The following is a 21,752-nucleotide window of genomic DNA, read 5'->3' as shown; positions in this document are numbered from 1 at the left end:
GGGAGCCGGATTTGTCTTCATAAAGATTACCGATTTTCCATGATTGGAGTTACTGCTGTATGAATTGTTGGGATCTTCTCGGGATTGAGCCAACCGGCGACGCCGAAGCTATTCGCCAGGCTTATGAGCGCCAGCTCAAGTTTGCTTCTGAGGAAGAAGCCCGTGCTCTGGCGCAGGCGTACCGGGAAGCGACCGGGGGGCGGCCTCCTGAGGCATCCTCTCCGCCGCGTGCAGAGGTGGCGCCCGTGGAAGCCGTAGCCGCAAAGGGTGAAGAGCAACCGGATGATTCAGCAGGGGAGACGTTGAGCGCAGAAGAAACGCAAGTGGTTCGGGAGGTCGCGATTCAGGTCAAGGCCCTGATGAATGACAATTACCGGCAACAGGACGTAGCAGTCTGGAAGGCGATTCTCTGCGAGCCCCCGGCTGACCGAATGCCAGTTCGCCGGGAGATTGCCCGGCTGCTGGAATCGCAGATTCGCCCACTTGCCGAGAATGGAGCCTTGACCAATCCAGTCGCCCGTTTTCTGGGCGATTGGTTCGAATGGTTCAGCCTGCACGATCTTGAGGTAGAGCAAGACCCCCGGAGCTACCCTGAAGTGGAGATGGTAAACGGTGGCGCAGACAATGGAGAGCCCGCCGACCAGCCACCTCAGATGGTTAATTTCTGGCCGGCTGTAATCGGATGGATCGTAGGTCTGATCATTCTAGCCACTCTGTTCGGTGGTATGGGGGGCGGCTGAGTTCGCCCTTTCTATTTTCTGGCGGTACTTCTGAGCCAGAATAGCGCCGACGATCACCTGAATCTGGTTGTAGCACATGATGGGCAAGACAATCATGCCGAACCCCGGATGCCCTGAAAACAGGACCTTAGCCATGGGCAGTCCGGAGGCCAGGCTTTTCTTTGAGCCGCAGAACACAACAGCGGCTTCGTCTTCCAGGCTGAAGCCCAGCTTTCGAACCATCAGCCTGGCTACCAGCATGAACAGTAAGAGCAGGCCCGCACAGATCAGAATGGCGAGCACGATCGCCTGGACCGGCAGGTTCTGCCAGAGCCCACTCACCACCGAGTGTGAGAAGGCCGAATAGACAATGATCCAGATAACACACTGATCGTAACGAGCCATCAAGGCTTCATTCCGGGAAAGATAGCCACCCAGCCATGGCCGCAAGGCATGGCCGGCAGCAAACGGCAGCAGTAACTGCAGAACAATATCCTTGAGCGCCTCCGCCACTGAGAACTCTCCGGCTCCTGACGTCGAGACCAGCAAGAGCAGAAGGAATGGGGTGAGCATCATTCCAAATACATTGGAGGCAGCCGCGCTGCAGATGGCGGCAGGAACGTTCCCCCGGGCCATGGCGGTGTAGGCGATAGAAGACGACACTGCAGACGGCAGAACGCCAAGGTAAAGGAAACCCAGCCCAAGATCCTCCGGCATCCATTGAGGCGCGATAGCGCTAAGCTCATTGACCGGAAGCACCGCGAGAGGGAAGAACACGAAGGTGAGGGCGGTGATCAGGATGTGCAGGCGCCAGTGAGTGGCACCATCAATGATCTGCTGCCGGGACAGGGCGGCTCCATGCAAAAAAAATAACAGCGCAACGGCAAGAGTCCCTGTGGTGGCCAGGGCGTCGGCAGCTTGTCCGGTTACCGGCAAAAAAGACGCCAGAACAATGGCACCGAGCAGTAACAGGGTAAAGGGGTCGATCCGGAATTTCATCACTCAATGCTCCCCGGCCAGAACGTTCAGACTGGGGGTGAGGAGTGACCTGGAAAGCGATTCGGCCTTCTCGCTGTCTCCTCTTCGAACCGCCGCCAGCAGGAGTTCGTGGTCTTCCTGAGAGGGCTCCGGAAGGTCGGAATCCATTTCTGTGCGCTCAATGGTCTGGCTGACGGCGTTGGAGAAGTAGTCATAAAGTTCAATCAGCGCTGCATTGTGGGACGCCCGCACGAGGGCATGATGGAAGCGCTCATCGTGTCTGATGCGCTCTAAAACCTGATCGCCAGACGCAGCGCGGTCATCCAGAGCGCTGGTCATGGCTTTCAGGTCCGCGTCAGAGCGTCTTCTGGCTGCCAGTCTTGCAGCCTCCGTTTCCAGCATGATTCTGACTTCAATCTGTTCGGCAAGTCTGCTGCGGGCAATGCGCCGGAGCGTTTCGCCTGCATCCCGGCTGGCCCTTACATAAGTGCCATCACCCTGCCGGGTTTCGAGCATGCCAACGTGAACAAGCACCCGAACCGCTTCCCGTATCGTGTTGCGGCTAACACCCAAAGCATCCGAAAGATCTGCCTCTACGGGTAAGCGAGCACCCACCTGCCAGTCGCCGTTCTCAATAGTTTGTCTGAGGCTTTCAATGGCGGTTTCGACCAGTGAGCCTTTCCGTATCGGTGTTAGCATGTCGGATCATCCCTCTATATGATGACCCAATCATCCTATGAATTTTTTTAAAATTCAACCAACGGATCAATCCCGGTCAGGAGGCTCCGCCAGGGGGCGCAGGAACTGATAGTCCGCCGTATCCACAGACCGTGTGGCAAACCGGTAGCTGAAGGTGAACCCTGGCCAGTTCACTGTGTTGTTACCATGTTTGTCCAGATACCAGGAAGAGCATCCGGCTTCCCATACACTCCCTTTCAGGCCTTGTTGAATCACCTGGCAGTAGCGGGTTTGCCGGTCTTCCCGCACGTCCATTGCAGCCTGCGGATAGCGAGCCAGAGCCTGCAGCGCGCTCATGATGTAGCGATACTGGGATTCGAGCATAAACAGGATAGAGCTGTGGGCAAGATTGGTGTTTGGCCCATAAAGCATAAACAGGTTTGGAAAGCCGCTCACTGAAATGCCTTTGAAGGCTTTGGCCCCCTGGCTCCACGCCTCATTCAGGGATTGGCCATGGCGTCCCGTAATGTGGATTGGAGAGAGAAATTCGCTGGCCCGGAACCCGGTGCCCAGAACAATGATGTCGACTGGCCGGTGCTCTCCGGTTGCTGAGACGATACCGGTTTCGTCAACGTTCGTGATTTCATCGCTGATCAGATTCACGTGTGGCTGATTCACCGCGCGATACCAGTCATTGGAGATCAGGATGCGCTTGCAACCAATCCGATAATCCGGAATCAGTCGCCTGAGCTTGTCCGGATCGGTCACCCAGCGCCGGGCTTCCCGGATGGCCTGCCGGGCAAAGAGCTCCAGAATCCACGAAAAGCGCGTGAATGCCAGGGCCCGTGATTCGTTCTTCCAGTACAGGAGGCTGCGATACCCACGGTCCCAGAGGGGGAGCCTTTGGAACAAGGCCTGCTCAAAGCGGGTAAATGTGCGATCGGGTTTCGGCAGCACCCAGGCCGCTGAGCGCTGGTAGAGGTCAAGGTGTCCGGCTTCAGAAACTATCTCAGGAACAAACTGGATGGCGCTGGCTCCTGTTCCGATAACCGCAACCCGTTTGTTTCTGAAACTGACATCATGATCCCATCGTGCAGAATGAAAACAGTCGCCCCGAAAACGCTCCAGCCCTTGCAGGGCCGGCCAGGCAGGGCGATTCAACTGGCCGGTGGCTGTGATCAGAACATCGGCACAGAATTCTTTGCCGGTTTCTGTGACGACTCGCCACTGATTGGTCTGATCATCGAAAGTCGCCGACATAACCGCCTGATTGAACCGGATGTGGCTCGCCAGCTGATACTTGTGAACACAGTGCTCAATGTATTCAAGAATCTCTGGCTGGGTGCCGAATTTTCGCCGCCAGTCGTGCCTGGGCTCGAAGGAATATGAGTAGAGGTGGGATTGTACGTCGCAGGCTGCACCGGGGTAGGTGTTGTCGCGCCAGGTACCACCGATACCGCCCGCTTTTTCCAGTAACGTCAGGTGGTGAACACCGGCCTTTTTTAGCGCTATCGCCATGCCGATGCCCCCGAATCCGGCACCGATGATCAGGACAGAAGGCTTGTGCGGTAGGGAGTATGCCATGAGCCATCCTTATAGTTGTTATTGTCATCACTGAATATAACGATGTCTCTGGGCAATACAAAGTCCGAATCCATCAGATTCATTGTCCGAAACGCCCACCACGACTAAAGCGCGCGCCATGGAATGTGAAGGGAGGCAGCCCCGACCGCCGCATCGGCCGGGGCTGTGAAGGCTTGATTACATGCTGCTGGCGTTCGCCGCCTCGGTGTATTGCCAGTCAATCGTCCGGGGCTGAGCGCTGTCGGCGACAAAAAGGTGGCCGACACCGGGCACTGCGTACCAGAACTCGCCACGAGCCGGATTCTGGCGCGCGAACTCGGCATGACTCATGCCAATCTCCCAGATTTCGTCGCTTTGCCATCCTTCCGGTGCCAATTCGATTCGGACTTCAGACCCGATCAGACTGATCGCTTCGATTCGCAACGGCAGTTTGGCCTGGGCGCAAGGTGTGCGGGCCAGCTGAACCTCATGAGGACGGAGGTAAAGCTGAGCCTCCTGATCGTTGCGGACCGCTGGCAGAGAGACCCAGGCATCGCCCTGAACCAGTTTTTGCCCCTTCACGACGCCAGCCAGCACATTTACATGGCCAAGAAAATCGAACACAAAGCGGCTTTCCGGTCGTGCGTACAGCCCGGTTGGGGAATTAACCTGCTCCACCTTGCCCTGACTCATCACCACAACCTGGTCAGACAGCTCCAGAGCTTCTTCCTGATCGTGTGTCACGAAGATGCTTGTGAAGTGATACTCGTCGTGCAGGGCTCGCAACCAGCGTCGAAGATCCTTTCGAACTTTTGCGTCGAGCGCTCCAAACGGTTCATCCAGAAGCAGAATTCTCGGTTGAGTTGCCAACGCCCGAGCCAGGGCAACGCGTTGTTTTTGCCCACCGGAAAGCTGGGCCGGGTACCGCTTAGCCAGCTCTGGCAACTGGATCATCTCAAGCAGCCTGGCCACCCGCTGCCGGATGTCGGGTTTAGAGGGGCGCTGTTTCCTGGGTAGCGATTCAAGCCCGAAGGCAATGTTTTCTGCGACCGTCAGGTGACGGAACAAAGCGTAGTGCTGGAAAACAAAGCCAATGTTTCGGTCCCGAACGTGCAACTGACTGACGTCATCGCCTCCGAACAGAATGCGCCCTGAATCGGATGACTCCAGGCCCGCGATGATTCTCAGCAATGTGGTTTTGCCCGAGCCGGAGGGGCCAAGAAGGGCGGTTAGCTGCCCCTCGGGAATATCCAGTGAGACATTGTTCAGCGCCTGGAATCCGCCGAAATTTTTGCTGATCTGATCAATGGTGATACTCATGTCACGCACCTCCTTCTTCGGGCGCCGCGTCTTCAGTTTGGGACTGGCGCCACTCAACGAATGCTTTTGCTATCAGTGTCAGAATGGCGATGCCTGCCAGAAGCGATGCACTGGCGAACGCTCCGGCGATGTTGTAATCCTGATAAAGTAGTTCAACATGCAGTGGTAAGGTATTGGTTTCCCCTCGAATATTTCCAGAAACCACAGATACCGCCCCAAATTCGCCAACGGCACGTGCGTTGGTCAGAACGACGCCATAGATCAGAGCCCATTTGATGTTAGGCAACGTAATCTTCCGGAAAATCCGCCAGCCGGATGCGCCAAGAACCACACCGGCTTCCTCTTCTTCACTGCCTTGCTGCTGCATCAGGGGGATGAGCTCACGAGCCACGAAAGGGCAGGTTACAAAGACGGTGACCATAACAATCCCTGGCCATGCGAACATCAACTGAACGTCGTGAGTGCTTAGCCAGCCCCCCAGCCAGCCATTGCGCCCATACAGCAGCAGATACAGCAAGCCGGCAACAACCGGGGAGACCGCAAAAGGGATGTCGATCAGGGTGATCAGCAGTTTGCGACCGGGGAAACGGAACCGGGTAACTGACCAGGCCAGAGCAGTGCCGAACACCAGATTCAGCGGTACGGTTAGCGCCGCGACAAACAGGGTGAGGCCGATGGCGTCGAGGGTGTACTCGTCCAGCACATTTCCTGCAAAGGTGCTCCACCCCGTCCCCAGAGCCTGCACGAAGATCAGGACCACCGGAATGACCAGCAGAATGATGGTGAGGGCCATCGCCAGACCAATAAGGCTGCGGCGAACCCACGGCTGATCTCCAATCCTGCGATTATGACTCGCCATTTATCGCCCCTCCAGCCGCCGCAGATAGCGGCCTTGCCACAGGTTGATTGAAAACAGAAGAATCAGCGACGCCAGCAGCACCATCGCTGCGATTGCGCTGGCGGCTGCGTAGTCGTACTCCTGAAGCCGGATAAAGATCATCAGACTGGTTACTTCACTGACATAGGGGGTATTGCCGGCGATGAAGATGATCGCCCCGAATTCACCAAGGCTCCGGGTGAACGACAGCGCGACACCGGTCACCATCGCGGGCCACAGGGAGGGGAAAATAACCTTCCGGAACACCCGCCCATCAGAGGCTCCAAGACTGACCGCAGCTTCCTCATCCGCTGGCGAGAGTTCTTCCAGCACTGGCTGGACGGTGCGGACAACAAACGGAATGCTGGTAAAGGCCATCGCTACAACGATGCCCAGCGGGGTAAAGGCCACCTCCAACCCGGCCTTGGCCAGCCACTGCCCGTACCACCCGTTTTGAGAAAAAAGGGTGGCCAGCGTAATGCCTGCAACGGCTGTCGGGAGCGCGAAAGGAAGGTCTACCACAGCATCGATCAGACGCTTGCCGGGAAACTCATAGCGTACCAGGACCCACGCCAGCAGCAGGCCAAAGAGGCCGTTGAACAGCGAGGCGGCAAGCGCTGTCCAGAGCGTTACCTTATAAGATTCGACAACCCGTGGGTCGGTGACGGTAAACCAGAACTGGTCCCAGGTCATGCCGGAGGCTTCAACCACCAGCCCTGTCATGGGAAGCAGAAGAACCAGGCTGACGAAAAACAGCGAAATGCCGAGGCTCAGACCGAACCCCGGCAAAACGCGCTTGTGACGACGACCAAGGCGCCGCACGGGGGCGACGCCTGTTTGAGCTGAGGTGGTCATGGCTTCCTCTTACCGACGCCGCTGTAACTGGTCCAGTTTTCCGCCGCTGCTGAAATGATCAGACATTGCGTTTTCCCAGCCACCAGTAATGTCGTCAATAGACAGGAGTTTCAGGTCCGGAAAGCGGTCGGCATTTTCTGCTTTGACGGCGGCGTCGTGGACGCGGTAGTTAAAGCCGGCCAGAAGTCGCTGGGATTCTTCCGTGTAAAGATGCTCCAGATACTCTTTGGCCAGAGCTTCGGTGCCGTTCTGCTCCGCATAATCGTCAATCCAGGTCACCGGAAATTCAGCAAGGAAGCTTACTTTGGGTGTCACCGCCACGTACTCGCCATTTTCAAAGCGATCCGCAATGTTCAGCACCTCAGACTCGAAAGTCAGCAGGACGTCACCGATTCCTCGCTCAACAAAGGTCGTGGTTGCGCCACGGCCGCCACTGTCGAACACGCGAACCTGCCCGAGAAGCTCCGCCATGAACTGATCGACCTTGTCCTCATTGTCGCCGAACTGATCCTGCGCATAACCGAGGGCGGCCAGATAGGTGTATCGGCCGTTGCCAGAGGTTTTCGGGTTGGGCATGACCAATTGGACGTCTTCACGTACCAGATCGTCCCAGTTCTGGATATTCTTGGGATTACCCTCGCGAACCAGAAATGCCATCGTCGAGTAGTAGGGGGAGCTGTTGTTTGGCAGACGGGAAGCCCAGTCTTCAGGAATCAGCTTGCCGCGCTGATGAAGAATATCGATGTCGGTAACCTGGTTGAACGTCGCAACGTCAGCTTTCAGACCCTGAATGATGGCCTGGGCTTGTTTGGATGAGCCTGCATGGGACTGTTTGATCTCGACAGTCTCGCCGGTTTTTTCTTGCCAGTGTTTTTTGAACGCTTCGTTATAGGCGGCGAACAGCTCTCTGGCAATGTCGTATGAGGTATTGAGTAGCTCCCGGTCAGCAGCCAGAGCCGGTTGGGCGGAAAGCAGGGCGGCACCCAGCGCAAGACCCTTGAATAGTTGCTTCATGATGAGCTCCTCAAATAAAGATGGTTCCAATCTGAGGAGCAATCTAACAAAAGGTTCTAAGAACTAAAAAGATTAAAAATAAATATTGAAATTCCTAAAGCGAATATCTTCTAGTAGCGAAGAAGAGCTGAACCCCAGGTAAACCCGCCACCGAAGGCCTCGAGAAGAACAGTCTGCCCCCGTTTGATGCGACCATCCCGAACCGCTTCATCCAACGCCAGCGGAATGGAGGCTGCCGAGGTGTTTCCGTGGCGATTGACAGTCACAACCACCTGGTCCATTGGCATATCGAGCTTTCGTGCCGTGGCAGCAATAATTCGCAGGTTAGCCTGATGAGGGACCAGCCAATCAATGTCAGACTTTTGCATCTGGTTGGCTTCGAGAGTTTCATCCACGATGCGCCCTAGCGTGTTTACTGCGACTTTGAAGACTTCGTTGCCTTTCATCTCGACAAACGCCTGGCCTGCTTTTACCGCATCAAACTCATTGGCTATTCCGCAGGGCACATGCAGCAGCTCTTCATAGCGACCATCGGCGTGAAGGTGGGTAGACAAGATGCCGGTGTCTTCGCTGGTTTCCAGAACCACGGCGCCTGCACCATCTCCGAACAGTACGCAGGTTCCCCGATCTTCCCAGTTCAGGATTCTGGAGAACACTTCGGCCCCGATGACCAGAGCCTTTTTGCTGGTACCGGTGCGTATAAACTTCTCGGCGGTGGCCAGCGCGTACACAAAACCGCTACAAACCGCCTGAATATCGAACGCCGGGCAGCCATGAATGCCCAGGCGGGCCTGAAGGATGCAGGCACAGCTGGGAAACACCTTGTCCGGCGTTGTGGTCGCGAACACGATCAGGTCGATGTCCGTTGCATTGATGCCGGCAGCCTCAATGGCTCTCAGAGCGGCTTGTTCAGCGAGATCAACGGTGCTTTGGCCTGGCGGAGCAATGTGCCGCTGCTCAATACCGGTGCGTTCGCGAATCCATTGGTCAGAAGTATCCAACCGCTGCTCCAGATCGTGATTGGTAACAATGTTGTCCGGTAAGCAGGAGCCGGTTCCGGCAATACGTGCAAAGGTCATAGATATTGTCCAGAAGTCTATAAAGTAACGATAGACCCATGCTAACCCTTTGCAACCGGATTGGTTATTAGCGGATTGTCAAAGACAGCCCGGGCGATACACTGGCCAGCCCGGGCTGAAGATCCGGGGTGGATCAGCTGTTTTTCAATGATTTCATGTCAATCACAAAGCGGTACTTCACGTCACCTTTCTTCATGCGGGCATAAGCTTCGTTGATGTTGTGGATATCCAGCATCTCAATGTCACAGGCAATCTCATGCTCGGCACAGAAGTCGAGAACTTCCTGGGTTTCCGGCATCCCGCCAATCAATGACCCGGCCACCACTCGGCGCCTGGTTACCAGGAGCCCAGCCTGCAGAGCTGGCTCTACCGGTGTCAGCAACCCGACCAGTATGTGTGTGCCGTCGTATCGCAGGCACTTAAGGTAAGGGTTGAGATCGTGAGCAACCGGTATGGTATCCAGCAGGAAATCAAATGAATCCGAGGCGGCTTTCATCTGCGCCTTGTCGGTAGAAATAATGACATGGTCCGCCCCGTGTTTTCTGGCCTCGGAGACTTTGGCCTCTGAGCGGGTGAATATCGTGACTTCCGCCCCCAGCGCTTTGGCAAATTTCACGCCCATATGGCCCAGGCCACCCATTCCAAGTACGCCAACCTTATGACCTTTGCCGACGTTGAAATGCCTGAGTGGCGAATAAGTGGTGATGCCTGCACACAGAAGCGGGGCAGCGCTGGCAGGGTCCAGCTGTTCCGGTATCCGAACAACGAACCGTTCGCTCACGACAATGCGTTCGGAGTAGCCGCCGTGTGTAACCGTACCATCGTGACGATCCAGGCTTCCGTATGTCATGGTGGCCCCGCCCAGACAGTACTGCTCGAGCCCTGATTCGCAGGCCTGACAGGTGCGGCAGCTGTCCACCATGCAACCAACGCCAACGAGATCACCTTCTTTATAGAGGGTGGCAGCCGGGCCGACAGCGGTCACCCTGCCAACGATTTCGTGGCCAGGAACGACGGGATACTTAGACCCGCCCCAATCGTTTTCGACGGTATGGAGATCGCTGTGGCAGACGCCGCAGTAGTCAATGTCGATGGAAATGTCGTCGGCTCTGAGTTCGCGGCGATCAATGGCAAAAGGTGCCATGCCGGAATCGGGGGCCGTGGCGGCATAGGCTTTGATGTTGGCCATTCGTCCACTCCTTTTCAGTTTTAGTACAGGGGTCACGGTTCTGGCCCGCCATCACCGTTACCTTGTGTTACCAGGTGAAACTCAAGTGTAACTTACGTATTCGATACCCATCAGGGATGGCCAGATGATAAATACGCGACCTTTTAAAGCCTTGTTACTGGCAGGCACCATTGCCGCAGGCACGACCCTGGCCAGTGGCTGTATGCCCGGAACGATTGCCACCGGGGTCGGTACTGGTTTTGTGTACGAACAAAAACAGGATCACAAGCACCGACATGACGTCGAGCGGGCGGTCGACCAGTATATTGAGGACCATGCAAACTCACCATGCAAGCACGGTGAAGACCGCGTGATGGAATCCGCCGCCGAAATCCTCAAGGAGTATCGCCTGACGGGCCTTAACGAGGTGCTGGGCCGGCTCGAGAAGATCTATCTCGATGAGACTCAGCCTGACGGAATCAGGGCAGGTGCACTTTATAATATGGCGGTCCTGCAGTCGCGCAGGAAAGAACCCGACAAAGTACTGGCCAGAGAGTATTTCAAACGGCTGTACGTTGAGTTTCCGAACGATTACCGCTGCATCTTTGAGGAATCTGACTGGCGGGACTCTATGATTGAACAGCAACTGTTGCTGCCGGGGGAAACGGTGGAGTCGTTTCTGCGGGACGCACAACAGGACGTAGAGCAGATGGAAGGGCGGAACTGAGGCCGTCGCGGCCCCTTGGGCCAGGAAATGGTCGAGCTTGAATCGGGGCGCGGTTAACAAGTTGGCCTCTGAGAGCCGTAGGATGTCGCTGAACTTGCTGTTATTGTCTGCACCAGTCGTAAATCAGGCGGATTCGCCTTCAGCAGCGTGGCAAGGCAGACATGCAAACTCTGGATTATCGGGTAATTGAGCAGGCGGTCGAATGGCTGGAGCAGGGGCACACCATCTGGTTGTGTACCGTGTTATCGACCTTTGGTTCTTCACCCCGGGAGCCCGGCGCCCTGATGGTGGCCAGAGCCAACGGTGATCATCTGGGTTCATTGTCGGGTGGCTGTGTTGAGGAAGACTTTCTCCAGCGCCTTGTGGCCGGCGCGTTTCCTCAGCCCGCTGTCACCATTCGCTATGGCGGATCGGACGGCACCGATGCTCCAGACGCGACGGTCAGATTACCGTGCGGGGGCGTTCTTGAGGTATTGGTTGAGCGTCATGAGCCGGGTTCCGGATGCCTTGAACAGCTGCGGACGATACTTGGCGGGCTGGGCAAGGGCGTCGCTTTTTGCCGTGAGGTCAGTCTGGCCAATGGGGAGGTCCGGCTATCCTCTGCCGGGACAGGCCATGGACAGGGCCGGGCAAAGCAGGAGGGGGAACAGGTTTTGGTGACCATTGCTCCGGTTGCCCGGCTGATCCTTGCAGGGCACTCACCGGTCGCCGAGGCTTGTGCACGGTTTGCCGTGACCCTGGGGTATGAGGTGGTCATCTGCGACCCGCGAAAGGAGATCACTGATAACCTCGCGCTCCCCGATGGCGTGACCCTCGTCACCAAATTGCCGTCGGTGTATCTGGAGACGGCTGGGGTGTGCACCCCTACAACCGCGGTGGTGGCCAGTACCCACGATCCTCGTATTGATGACCTGGCAATGATGGCCGCGGTGAAAACACCCGCAGGCTACATAGGGGTCATGGGCTCGATGCGTACTTCCCGCTCAAGGGCCGAACGCCTGCGTCGAAGCGGCGGCCTGACGGAGGCGGAAATTGAGCGCATTCACATGCCCATCGGGCTGGACATCGGGAGCAAGACACCGGCGGAGATCGCCTTGTCGATCATGGCAGACGTGGTACGAACGCGGCGCGGTAAACCCTCCGGATCATAGCACCTAGAGCTCGACTACAACCTGCAGCCCCGCGCCTGAGGCCAATTCAAACCGGACGTGGCCGCCGTAACGGGCGACAATGTCCCTGACGATGGCCAGCCCCAGCCCATGACCAGGTGTTTGCTGGTCCAGCCGAAGCCCGCGCTTACCTAGCTGGGCAAGATCTTCTTCGGAGACGCCGGGACCATCATCAATCACCGTAATTCTCATGCGACGCTCGTGCTGATGAAGGGATAACTCAACGCACCGGGATGCCCACTTGCCGGCGTTATCCAGCAGATTCCCCAGAACTTCATTGAGATCCTGTTCTTCGACCGGCCAGCGACTGTCCTCCGTGAGAGAGCTGGATAACTCGAAGGAGGTGTCTGGATACAGGCGGCCAAACATCCATAGCAGATCTCTTGCCTGCTTTACCGGGTAAGCGCTTTTTCCCAGTTGCGGTCCCGCAAAACGACTACGACGCATCTCAGCCTCCAGTTGCCGGTCTATGTCGTTGAGGCGGTCTGCCAACTGATGTCGCAAAGCATCGGTCAGGGGACGCTCTGTATCACTCAGGATCTGTCTGACGGCAGCGATCGGGGTTTTAATGCTGTGAGACAGGTTGGCCAGCGCATCTCTTGAACGCTCCAGCCGCTGATCCAGCGAGTTCAACAACTGGTTGAGCTGGCTGACAAGGGGCTTGAACTCTTCAGGGGCACCAACGTCAACGCGAGAGATCTCGCCTTCCTGAAGTCGCTTCAGGGCCGCCTTGATGGGCGTGACCGGGCGCATGGCCAGATTGATCCCGAACCAGATCACAGAGACCAGCAAAAGTATCAGCAGCAAGGACACGATGGCCGTCCAGGCATGCAGCTCGCTCTGACTCCGCTTAAGAGCCCCGAGATCCTCGGATACCAGAACCACAAAAGGAATGCCGTTGGCCTGAAATGAACGTCGATAGGCAACGATATCCACCTCCGTGTCAGAGATATCGGCGCCTTGCACGCGCAGAGAGCCTTCCTGGCCCACAGTGACTAGTGGCACGAGCAAAGAACGCCAGGACTCCGGCGACACCAGTGTCCGGGATGGTGAATGGATCACAAAGGCGTGGTGAAAAACATCCTGGAAATAGTCGCCAGTCTGCAATCGCCCGGTGTCGCCACCGACTTCCCGGATCTGGTGCTCCAGAAAGGCGACCTCATCTTTGAGCCGGCTTTCCAGAAATTCCCGGGACATCCGCTCCAGCAGCAACCCGTGTACCAGCCAGGCAATCCCCATCAGGAGTATGCCTGATGGAAGCAGCAGCGCCAGCAAGGTGCCCTTAACGGAAGATGGCTTCCTAAATAGCATCGTTGAACAGGTACCCCTGGCCCCGGCGGGTAGAAATGGTGTCCGGCCCCACAAGCTTCCGTAACCTCCGGATGTAAGCTTCAATAACATTGTCGCTGGGGCTCTCATTGAGATTGTAGAGCTGCTCCAGCAGTTGCTCCTTCGAGAAAACATGGCCCGGCCGGCTCATCAGGCAGCGTAGAAGCCGGAATTCAGTGCCCGTGAGGCTGTGTTCCTGCCCATCCGACACCTTCAGACTCTGGCGATTTTCATCCAGCTCAAACGGGCCTGCCTTGAGCACTGAATGAATACGACCCTCGCTCCTTCGGACCACTGCGTGGATTCGGGCAACCAACTCTTCCACCTGAAATGGCTTGGCAAGGTAGTCGTCTGCCCCGGCCTTGAGCCCATCAACCTTGTCTTGCCAGTCGCCCCGGGCGGTCAGGATCAGTACAGGAAATTCGATCTGATGGCGGCGCCACTGAGCAAGAACATCGAGGCCATTACCGTCTGGAAGGCCCAGGTCCAGCACGGCGGCCCGGTAATCTTCCTGCTCTCCCAGAACCCGGGCATCCCTGGCGGTTCGGCCGATATCCACACTGAACCCTGCTTTTTCCAGCTGACTGGCAAGCCCATCTGCCAGCAGGCGGTCATCTTCGACCAGTAGTAAACGCATTCTCTGTCCTCAATCCTGGCGGTACAGGGCACCAGTGTCAGGGGTAAAGCTGAACTGAACCTGAAAACAATTCTCCTGTTTTTCAGAAAGAATTCAGGTTCGTGCGCGATGGTGTAGCCGTTTTTGCTTATGAACACTTCCCGAGGTGATGTCCCAGATGCCCGGGGCACATTATTTCACAGGAGAAAAACGAATGAATGCATCAAAAACTCTGGCGGCCATGGCGATTCTGTCGGTATCAGCAACGGCAGGCGCGGCAGGCAACCACGGCAATGGTCACCATACCGCGAACAGCGGCGAGGCCGGAAAGGCATCGGAAGCAAGCCGAACCGTCACGGTTGAAATGTATGACAACTATTACGAACCCGAGTCAATCAGCGTGAAGCCCGGCGAAACCGTTCGTTTCGTGGTGGAGAACAAAGGCAACCTGGTGCACGAGTTCAACATCGGCACACCAGGTATGCACGAAGCTCACCAGAAAGAAATGCAGATGATGGTTGAGCACGGCGTTATCCAGGGAGGCACCCTGAATCACGACATGATGAACATGGAGATGGGGAACGGCCATTCCATGAAACACGATGATCCGAACAGCGTTTTGCTGGAGCCTGGGCAGCGTGAAGAGATTGTCTGGACGTTCTCAGGGGCTAACGCCATTGAATTCGCCTGCAACGTTCCGGGGCACTATCAGGCAGGCATGTATGGCGACATTGAGATAAACAAAGGCGACTAATGGATTAGGAGGAGTAGCACCTATGAACAGACGCCTGGTTGCGGGATTTCTGTTTTCACTGCTGCCGGCACTGGTAACCGCTGGCGAGTATGACCTGACGGTAGACCGGGTTGACATTGATACCGGGGAATTCGTCAAGCAAGGCATTGGTTATAACGGTGCCTCCCCGGGGCCTGTGCTTCGGTTTAAAGAGGGCGAAACGGTCCGGATTAACGTCACCAATAATCTGGATGAAGTAACGTCGATTCACTGGCACGGGCTGATACTACCTTTTGAACAGGATGGCGTGCCGGGAATCAGCTTTCCAGGTATCAGGCCCGGAGATACGTTCACCTATGAGTTCCCGATTGTTCAGGCCGGAACCTATTGGTTTCACAGCCATTCGGGCTTTCAGGAGCCCGACGGTGCATACGGAGCCATCGTTATTGAGCCTGAAGGAAGGGAGCCTTTTCGGTACGACCGGGAGTACGTCATCCAGTTGACCGACAAGCACCCGCATTCCGGTGATCGCATCATGAGAAACCTGAAGATGATGCCAGACTACTACAACCGGCAACAGCAAACGGTGGGTGAGTTCTTTTCCGATGCCTCGGAACAGGGGCTCCTTACGACACTCCGTGACCGCATGGCATGGGGCAATATGAGGATGATGAAAGCCGATGTGGAAGACCTCCAGGGATTCACCGGGCTGATTAACGGCAAAGGCCCGGAACAGAACTGGACCGGCTTGTTTGAAGCCGGGGAGCGTATTCGCCTCAGGTTCATCAACTCCTCTGCCATGACCTACTTTGATGTTCGGATTCCTGGCCTGAATATGACGGTCGTTCAGGCCGATGGCAATAACGTGCAGCCAGTGACCGTGGACGAGTTCCGCATCGGGGTGGCCGAAACCTATGATGTTATCGTGAGGCCAAAAGATGCCGAGGCGTACACCATCTTTGCGGAATCCATGGGCCGGTCGGGGTATGCCAGGGCAACCCTGGCTCCGGAAAACGGTATGGAAGCCCCGGTGCCCGCACTCCGGGAACCTTCTCGACTGACCATGGCCGATATGGGTGGCGCCCATGACAGGGCTCACGGCGATATGGCAGGAATGAACCATGGTGATGGAGATAATTCGATGCCATCAGACATGAGCGGCATGGATCACTCAGGCATGGCCGGCATGGACCATGGCGCTATGGCGAGGGATCAGTCCGCTGAAGGTGATCCGTTCTATGCGAAAGGCAGCGGACTGTTACCGGAAGCTGCCAATGGTGGAAAATTCCTCTCTTATGCCGACCTCAAAGCCCAGAAACCACTTTATGAAAACCGCGCGCCCACCCGAGAAATAGAGCTTCGGCTGACCGGCAACATGGAACGCTACACGTGGAGCATCAATGGGGTGAAGTACGAGGATGCCGATCCCATCCGCCTTCAGTACGGAGAACGTGTCCGGTTTAAATTTGTGAACGAAACGATGATGACACACCCGATGCACTTGCATGGTATGTGGTCGATTCTGGATGTTGGCGCAGGAGAGTGGAACCCGGTCAAGCACACGGTCAGCGTGCAGCCCGGAACCACCGTGTTTATGGAAACCGAAGTGGATGCTACGGGCCAGTGGGCGTTTCACTGCCACCTGTCTTACCACGCTGCGGCTGGAATGTTCCGAAAAGTGATCGTTGAAGGTGGTCCTGAGGGGAGTGGGGCATGACTCGTATACAAACCATTACCAGCACCGGTGCTCTGGTGCTCTCGTTGATCCCGATGGCCGCAGACGCCCGGGAAATGATTGCCGATCACACCGCCCGGAAACAGCCTTTGACCACCTGGGGCATCCAGTTTGAGGAGCTTGAATACCGGTACAGTGATGACGATGAAGAGGTTGGCGTGTGGAGTGCAGATGCCTTCTACGGAACGGACGACCTGAAGTTTCGCTGGATGAGCAAAGGCGAGTATGCCATTGATGAACAAGCGTACGAAGGGCTTGAAAACCAGTTGGTTGCTCAGACCCCCATCTCGGCGTTCTTCGATGCCAAAGCGGGGATGAGGTTTGATACCCCCGAAGGCCCGGACCGAACTTACGGCGTTGTTGGGGTTACCGGGCTGGCCCCTCAGTGGTTTGAAATTGATGCCAGCCTCTACGTCAGTGATGAGGGCGATGCGTCCGCAGAACTTGATGCAGAATATGAGTTATTAATTACCAATCACTGGATTATTGCCGCCACGCTGGACGCTTCCGTAGCCTTCAGTGAGGACCGACAAATCGGCGTTGGCAAAGGGCTGGTGTCCACCGAAACCGGGGTCAGGTTGAGCTATGACCTGATCGACCGGGCCTTCTCTCCCTATCTGGGCGTGGTGCATGAGCGCAAGTACGGCGACAGTGCCGATCTCGCCGAAGCCGAAGGTGCCAGTGCCGAAGACTGGTTCGCCGTTATTGGTGCACGCATAGCGTTTTGACCCTGGCCCCCCGCGGTAAAGCACTTCAGGGTGGGGAGCTTTGTTGCCGGGGGTTGCGCGGATAATACCGGTCGGGCATTCGCTCAATGTGGGGGAAGAAACGAGTATCTTTGTAGGGCATCTTCATGTAACCAGACACGCCGAGCCCGGTTATCTGCTCTACCGCTGAAAGAATACGGTCTAACAGGCGCTGGAACTCGGCTTCACGTTCCGGGTCCAGAAGCCGGTAATGGCTGTGTATCTTAAGGTGGAGGGGCAGGGCCTCGAAGATGATCATGCCGGTATGGTGAATGCTGTTCAGCTTTTCCAGCGCATGAATAATGGTTTTCGGGAGGACCAGGAATTCTTCCGGGTCCGGGCCATCCTCAAAGTAGGAATGCACCCGGCTTTCGTCGTCTGCGCCGGGGGCAGCGCTGACTTCGTAATGCAGGCTCATGCCCGGAGTTGCCCTGAACGGCTGCCCCGGGTCCTCGCGCTCAATGTGCAGAGTGTTTCGGGCGTTAAACAGGCAGCTCTTGAAAATGCCGTGCCGATATATGGCCTGCGCCAGGTAAACCATATTGTTGACGGCCTGCACAAAAGCCGACTTCATTGCGGGGTCGTGGAGGTTCAGAGAGGTGTCGATATAGATACCGTCGGTTTCCCAACGTACAGCCAGACCGCCTTCCACCGGGTAGCGCCCAAGCCTGCTGACGGCCGCCAGGAATGCTTTTTCGGTTTCCCCCATGCCCTGCATGAAGTTCTTGTAGTAGCGGTCTAACTGAACGTCATTGACGTCGTTAAGGGTTTCTGGCGCGCCTTCCTCCCTCAAAAAAGATTTTCGGGAGCTGTATACAACGGTATCGATTTCCTGCCCGGAAGAACGGACCCACACAGGTACCTGAGGCTTGGGAGGCATTTCCGGCAAATCGATCATCACTGTGCGAGCTATTCGGGACATTTCCTGAAGGTAATAGTCACCGGCCTTGCGGCGCGTGGTGGGATCTGGCGCCAGCAGGCCATCAAGCATACGGGCAAACTCCATGGGCAATCCCAGTGAGGTGGCCGGTATCGCACGGTGGCCGAAACGGCAGGATTGCGCAGAGGCCAGGGCGTACAGGGTTCCCGCTGCGCCTTGCTCGTCAAACCGGGGCGATGACAGCCCGCCGTTAAGCTGCTCTTCACCGATAAAATACACATCGCCCAGGCGGGCGTTCGTTTGCTGAAGATTATCCGACATCAACTCCATCACATTGGCAGCCACAAACTGCTGGTTGGCATCCAGTTGGGCGAACACGGAAGACCCCCAGTCAATCAGCGCGATGTTTTCCGTCCGGGCATCAAACACCAGATTGGATGGCTTGATATCGCCATGAACGATAGGGCGCCCGGCAGCTCCGTTCTCCCTTCTCAGACAACGCAGAATATCGGCGAGTTGATCGGCAATTCGAATGATCAGCCTGGGAGCCAACCGCCCCTCTTGCAGAGAAACCTCCTCGAGATTGAGGCCGGCAGCCCTCTCCATCACCAGAATGGGCTGATTGTTGGCTCGCTGAAAGGCTATGAGCCTGGGCACTCTCGGGTGGTGGACCTGCTCGAGAATGAACGCCTCGTCTTCCAGGCGCTCCTGTAAATGACGGGGCAGGGTGATTCGCGTGAATTTAAATACGTGCTCCGGGCCTGGAGTATCCAGCCCAGGAACACGCCCTGAAAATACAAAACCATAGGCACCTTTACCGATCAGTTCGACGTCCCGGTAACCCAGCTGGCGGAGCTGGGTGACGCAAAGTGCCACCCAGTCCTTCAGCTTCTTGGCATCGTCGTGGCTGAGCAGGTAGATCGACTGCTCTTCCGGAATATAGAATTGCTGAAGCTGCCGTTCCTGCTCGATCACTGTCCGCTAGCCCATCTGCAGTAGCATGGTCTGAGGCGATTCCAGATAGTGCTTCCAAAGGTTACAGAATCGCGCAATGGTACCGCCGTCAATAATTCGGTGATCGCCGGCCCAACTGATCGTCATGATCGCCCGCTCAACAACCTGACCACTGGCATCAAAACGCGGTAGCTTCTGGGTGCGGCCCAGAGCCACGATCGCCACTTCTGGTGCGTTGATGATGGGCGCCGCGTAGGTGCCGCCCAACGCGCCTATATTGGAAATGGTGATGGTGCCGCCCTTAAGGTCACCCTGGCTGACCCGGCCGGAACGGGCGGCCTCGGTGAGTCGTGCAATTTCCTCGGCAATACCCAGCAGGGTGAGCTGTTCAACGTTCTTGACGTTGGGCACCACCAGGCCGGCCTTGCCATCCACGGCCATGCCAATATTGCAATGAGGCAGGTAGTGGATTTCGGTCACATCGGCGTTCAACTGACTATTCAGGACCGGGTACTCCTGAATGGCCAGGGCCATGGCTTTCATAAAGAATGGCATGAGCGTTAGCCGGGTACCTTTGGCTTCGGCCTCCGGTTTCAGCCGTTCCCGCAGTTTGAGCAAGTCGGTTACATCAATGTCCTCACTGTAAATAAAGTGAGGAATGGTCGTTGCCGATTGCACCATCGCTCGGGCCATGGCGGCTTTCATGCCCTTGATCGGCTCCACACGAACTTGCTGATCGGTCTCTGCGTGGCGGCGAGGCGCCGTGCTGCGTTCTGCCTGGCAAACGCTCGCGCCGGAAGCTGCCCCGGGTGACTCCAGGTGTGCCAGAACATCTGCCTTCAGCACCCGGCCATCCTTACCGGAACCCGCAATGTCGCTCAGGTTGAGTTCGTGCTCGCGCACCATCCGACGAACGGCAGGGCTTGCGGGAGTCCGGGGCCGATTGTCGGTTGGTGCCGGTGTGGCTTTTGCCGGCATGGTCTCCGGGGACGGCCTGGATGCAGCCTTTGGCTGAGGAGTGTCTTCCCGGTCCCGCGGGATGAAGGCAAACAGCGGTGAATGCACCCGGGCCATGGATTGCTGCTCGTGGTAGAGTTTGGTAATCCGGCCAGCCTTGGGAGCGGTTATTTCAACCAGCGCCTTGTCGGTCATGACGTCCACCACCGGCTGGTCTTCTTCTATCTCATCTCCCTCGGCCACGCGCCATTCGACCACCTCGCACTCTACAATGCCTTCACCGATGTCCGGCAGAATAAAGTCTTCAGTCGCGTGGTCTTCCCCGTGCTGAGCGGGTTCCGGCTGTGCTGTAGCTTCCGGTGCGGCCTTTATCTGCGGGTTCTCTGCAGTACTTGTCTGCGCCCCGGCATCTTCGCTTTCATCCACCAGCTCAAACAGTGGCGCATGCACTTTCGCGACGTCACCCTCGCTATAATAGAGGCGGGTAATCCGGCCCTTGTAGGGCGCAGGGATCTCAACCAGCGCCTTGTCGGTCATCACCTCAGCCACCGGCTGGTCTTCCTCTATGACGTCGCCTTCAGCCACCAGCCATTTGACCAGTTCACATTCCACGATACCTTCACCGATATCGGGCAGAATAAAATCACTCATACTTGTTCTCCTGTCCTGATATCCGCTTAGAATTCCACGCTTTCCCTGATGGCCTCGTAGACCTTCAGATGATTCGGTAAGTGCTCTTTTTCAAGCACCAGCGGAAACGGGGTGTCTATCCCGGTCACCCGTGCAATGGGAGATTCCAGGTACAGGAAACAGCGCGCCTGAATGGTCGCTGCAATTTCACCGGCAAATCCGCCGGTGAGTGGGGCCTCGTGAGTGATCACCAGCCGTCCGGTTTTGAGCACAGATTTGGCGACAGCCTCGACATCCCATGGCAGGATCGATCTAAGATCAATCACCTCACAGGAAATGCCTTCCTTCTCCGCACGTTCTACAGCCTGATCAATCACTTCCATTTGGGCGCCCCAGCCCAGAACCGTGACATCGGTACCTTCTTTCGTGATCTCAGCCTCTCCCAGAGGAAGACGATAGTCTTCGTCGGGCACGTCACCGACCGATGCCCGGTACAAACGTTTGGGCTCGAAGAACAGGACCGGGTTTGGGTCGTGGATCGCGGCCAGCAAAAGGCCTTTGGCCTGGTGCGGGTTGCGCGGCACGACGATTTTCAAGCCTGGCGTGTGGGCAAAATAGGCTTCCGGGGATTGCGAATGGTACAGCCCGCCCGCGATGCCGCCACCATAGGGTGCCCGAATCGTCAGGCCGCCTACGTTGAAGAGGTTGCCTGAGCGATAGCGGTATTTTGCGGATTCGTTCACGATCTGATCAAAGGCCGGGAAAATGTAGTCGGCGAACTGAATTTCGGCCACGGGCACGGAACCCTGGGCAGCCAGCCCGTTGGCAAAACCGATGATTCCCTGTTCTACCAGCGGTGTGTTGAAGCACCGGGATTTGCCGTATTTCTGCTGCAGATTGCTGGTGGCTCGGAACACGCCCCCGAAAACCCCGACATCCTCGCCAAAGCAGAGCACTCGCTCGTCAGCGCTCATGGCGGTATCCAGAGCGTTGTTGATGGCCTGAAGCATATTCATGGTCGTCAT

At 56.7% G+C, this 21,752-nt stretch carries 20 protein-coding genes; 6 read left to right on the top strand and 14 right to left on the bottom strand.

Translation table 11 applies throughout. The features are described 5' to 3' along the window. Nucleotides 1–59 precede the first annotated feature (59 nt). Nucleotides 60–740: a J domain-containing protein gene (locus K325_RS0106885; protein WP_029653534.1), complete on the top strand. Its 681-nt coding sequence runs from the start codon at nucleotides 60–62 to the stop codon at nucleotides 738–740. On the opposite strand, the gene K325_RS0106880 is transcribed toward K325_RS0106885, so the two are convergent. The 9 genes from K325_RS0106880 to K325_RS0106840 form a co-directional block, all read right to left on the bottom strand. After that, the gene (locus K325_RS0106880; RefSeq protein WP_029653533.1) at nucleotides 705–1,718 is read right to left on the bottom strand and encodes a bile acid:sodium symporter family protein; all 1,014 of its coding nucleotides are present in this window, start codon (nucleotides 1,716–1,718) and stop codon (nucleotides 705–707) included. The genes K325_RS0106885 and K325_RS0106880 overlap by 36 nt on opposite strands. Nucleotides 1,719–1,721: 3 nt before the next feature. Continuing rightward, nucleotides 1,722–2,396: a FadR/GntR family transcriptional regulator gene (locus tag K325_RS0106875; RefSeq protein WP_029653532.1), complete on the bottom strand. Its 675-nt coding sequence runs from the start codon at nucleotides 2,394–2,396 to the stop codon at nucleotides 1,722–1,724. A 66-nt stretch (nucleotides 2,397–2,462) separates the two neighbouring features. Beyond that, nucleotides 2,463–3,959, bottom strand: coding sequence for a flavin-containing monooxygenase (locus K325_RS0106870; protein WP_029653531.1), 1,497 nt, complete (start codon nucleotides 3,957–3,959; stop codon nucleotides 2,463–2,465). A gap of 177 nt (nucleotides 3,960–4,136) precedes the next feature. Further along, the gene (locus tag K325_RS0106865) at nucleotides 4,137–5,258 is read right to left on the bottom strand and encodes a sulfate/molybdate ABC transporter ATP-binding protein (protein ID WP_029653530.1); all 1,122 of its coding nucleotides are present in this window, start codon (nucleotides 5,256–5,258) and stop codon (nucleotides 4,137–4,139) included. A gap of 1 nt (nucleotide 5,259) precedes the next feature. Then, nucleotides 5,260–6,117 (bottom strand): sulfate ABC transporter permease subunit CysW, encoded by an 858-nt coding sequence (cysW, locus tag K325_RS0106860; RefSeq protein ID WP_029653529.1) that lies wholly within the window; start codon nucleotides 6,115–6,117, stop codon nucleotides 5,260–5,262. Continuing rightward, nucleotides 6,118–6,990 (bottom strand): sulfate/thiosulfate ABC transporter permease CysT, encoded by an 873-nt coding sequence (gene cysT / locus K325_RS0106855; RefSeq protein ID WP_036193173.1) that lies wholly within the window; start codon nucleotides 6,988–6,990, stop codon nucleotides 6,118–6,120. It abuts the gene before it with no gap. 9 nt (nucleotides 6,991–6,999) lie between these two features. Next, entirely contained in the window at nucleotides 7,000–8,004 is a 1,005-nt protein-coding gene (gene cysP / locus K325_RS0106850) for a thiosulfate ABC transporter substrate-binding protein CysP (RefSeq protein ID WP_029653527.1), read from the bottom strand. 110 nt (nucleotides 8,005–8,114) lie between these two features. After that, entirely contained in the window at nucleotides 8,115–9,083 is a 969-nt protein-coding gene (locus tag K325_RS0106845) for a beta-ketoacyl-ACP synthase III (RefSeq protein WP_029653526.1), read from the bottom strand. Nucleotides 9,084–9,216: 133 nt separating this feature from the next. Further along, on the bottom strand, nucleotides 9,217–10,272 hold the full coding sequence (locus K325_RS0106840; RefSeq protein WP_029653525.1) for an NAD(P)-dependent alcohol dehydrogenase: 1,056 nt from the start codon (nucleotides 10,270–10,272) through the stop codon (nucleotides 9,217–9,219). Between the two features lie 124 nt (nucleotides 10,273–10,396). On the opposite strand from K325_RS0106840, the gene K325_RS0106835 reads away from it, so the two are divergent. Next, nucleotides 10,397–10,978, top strand: coding sequence for a hypothetical protein (locus K325_RS0106835; protein ID WP_029653524.1), 582 nt, complete (start codon nucleotides 10,397–10,399; stop codon nucleotides 10,976–10,978). A 161-nt stretch (nucleotides 10,979–11,139) separates the two neighbouring features. Continuing rightward, entirely contained in the window at nucleotides 11,140–12,129 is a 990-nt protein-coding gene (locus K325_RS0106830) for an XdhC family protein (RefSeq protein WP_029653523.1), read from the top strand. Nucleotides 12,130–12,132: 3 nt separating this feature from the next. Here the strand turns inward: K325_RS0106830 and K325_RS0106825 are convergent, their stop codons facing one another. Beyond that, complete coding sequence (locus K325_RS0106825) at nucleotides 12,133–13,458, bottom strand: sensor histidine kinase (protein ID WP_029653522.1); 1,326 nt, start codon at nucleotides 13,456–13,458, stop codon at nucleotides 12,133–12,135. Then, nucleotides 13,448–14,113: a response regulator gene (locus K325_RS0106820; protein ID WP_029653521.1), complete on the bottom strand. Its 666-nt coding sequence runs from the start codon at nucleotides 14,111–14,113 to the stop codon at nucleotides 13,448–13,450. Before K325_RS0106820 ends, K325_RS0106825 begins: the two co-directional genes overlap by 11 nt. 193 nt (nucleotides 14,114–14,306) lie before the next feature. On the opposite strand from K325_RS0106820, the gene K325_RS0106815 reads away from it, so the two are divergent. The 3 genes from K325_RS0106815 to K325_RS0106805 are packed head-to-tail and all read left to right on the top strand — an operon-like array spanning nucleotide 14,307 to nucleotide 17,288. Beyond that, nucleotides 14,307–14,846: a cupredoxin domain-containing protein gene (locus K325_RS0106815; protein ID WP_029653520.1), complete on the top strand. Its 540-nt coding sequence runs from the start codon at nucleotides 14,307–14,309 to the stop codon at nucleotides 14,844–14,846. 22 nt (nucleotides 14,847–14,868) lie between these two features. After that, nucleotides 14,869–16,542: a copper resistance system multicopper oxidase gene (locus tag K325_RS0106810; protein ID WP_029653519.1), complete on the top strand. Its 1,674-nt coding sequence runs from the start codon at nucleotides 14,869–14,871 to the stop codon at nucleotides 16,540–16,542. Between the two features lie 53 nt (nucleotides 16,543–16,595). Beyond that, on the top strand, nucleotides 16,596–17,288 hold the full coding sequence (locus K325_RS0106805; protein ID WP_420835446.1) for a copper resistance protein B: 693 nt from the start codon (nucleotides 16,596–16,598) through the stop codon (nucleotides 17,286–17,288). Nucleotides 17,289–17,313: 25 nt separating this feature from the next. On the opposite strand, the gene K325_RS0106800 is transcribed toward K325_RS0106805, so the two are convergent. The 3 genes from K325_RS0106800 to K325_RS0106790 are packed head-to-tail and all read right to left on the bottom strand — an operon-like array spanning nucleotide 17,314 to nucleotide 21,752. Beyond that, the gene (locus tag K325_RS0106800) at nucleotides 17,314–19,158 is read right to left on the bottom strand and encodes a protein kinase domain-containing protein (protein WP_029653517.1); all 1,845 of its coding nucleotides are present in this window, start codon (nucleotides 19,156–19,158) and stop codon (nucleotides 17,314–17,316) included. Between the two features lie 9 nt (nucleotides 19,159–19,167). Beyond that, complete coding sequence (locus tag K325_RS0106795; protein ID WP_029653516.1) at nucleotides 19,168–20,748, bottom strand: dihydrolipoyllysine-residue acetyltransferase; 1,581 nt, start codon at nucleotides 20,746–20,748, stop codon at nucleotides 19,168–19,170. Between the two features lie 26 nt (nucleotides 20,749–20,774). Further along, on the bottom strand, nucleotides 20,775–21,752 hold the full coding sequence (locus K325_RS0106790) for an alpha-ketoacid dehydrogenase subunit beta (RefSeq protein WP_029653515.1): 978 nt from the start codon (nucleotides 21,750–21,752) through the stop codon (nucleotides 20,775–20,777).

Source organism: Marinobacter daepoensis DSM 16072, from assembly GCF_000421165.1.
Taxonomy (GTDB): domain Bacteria; phylum Pseudomonadota; class Gammaproteobacteria; order Pseudomonadales; family Oleiphilaceae; genus Marinobacter; species Marinobacter daepoensis.
Note: the sequence above shows the minus strand (reverse complement) of the source record. Positions and strands in the feature narration are given on the sequence as shown.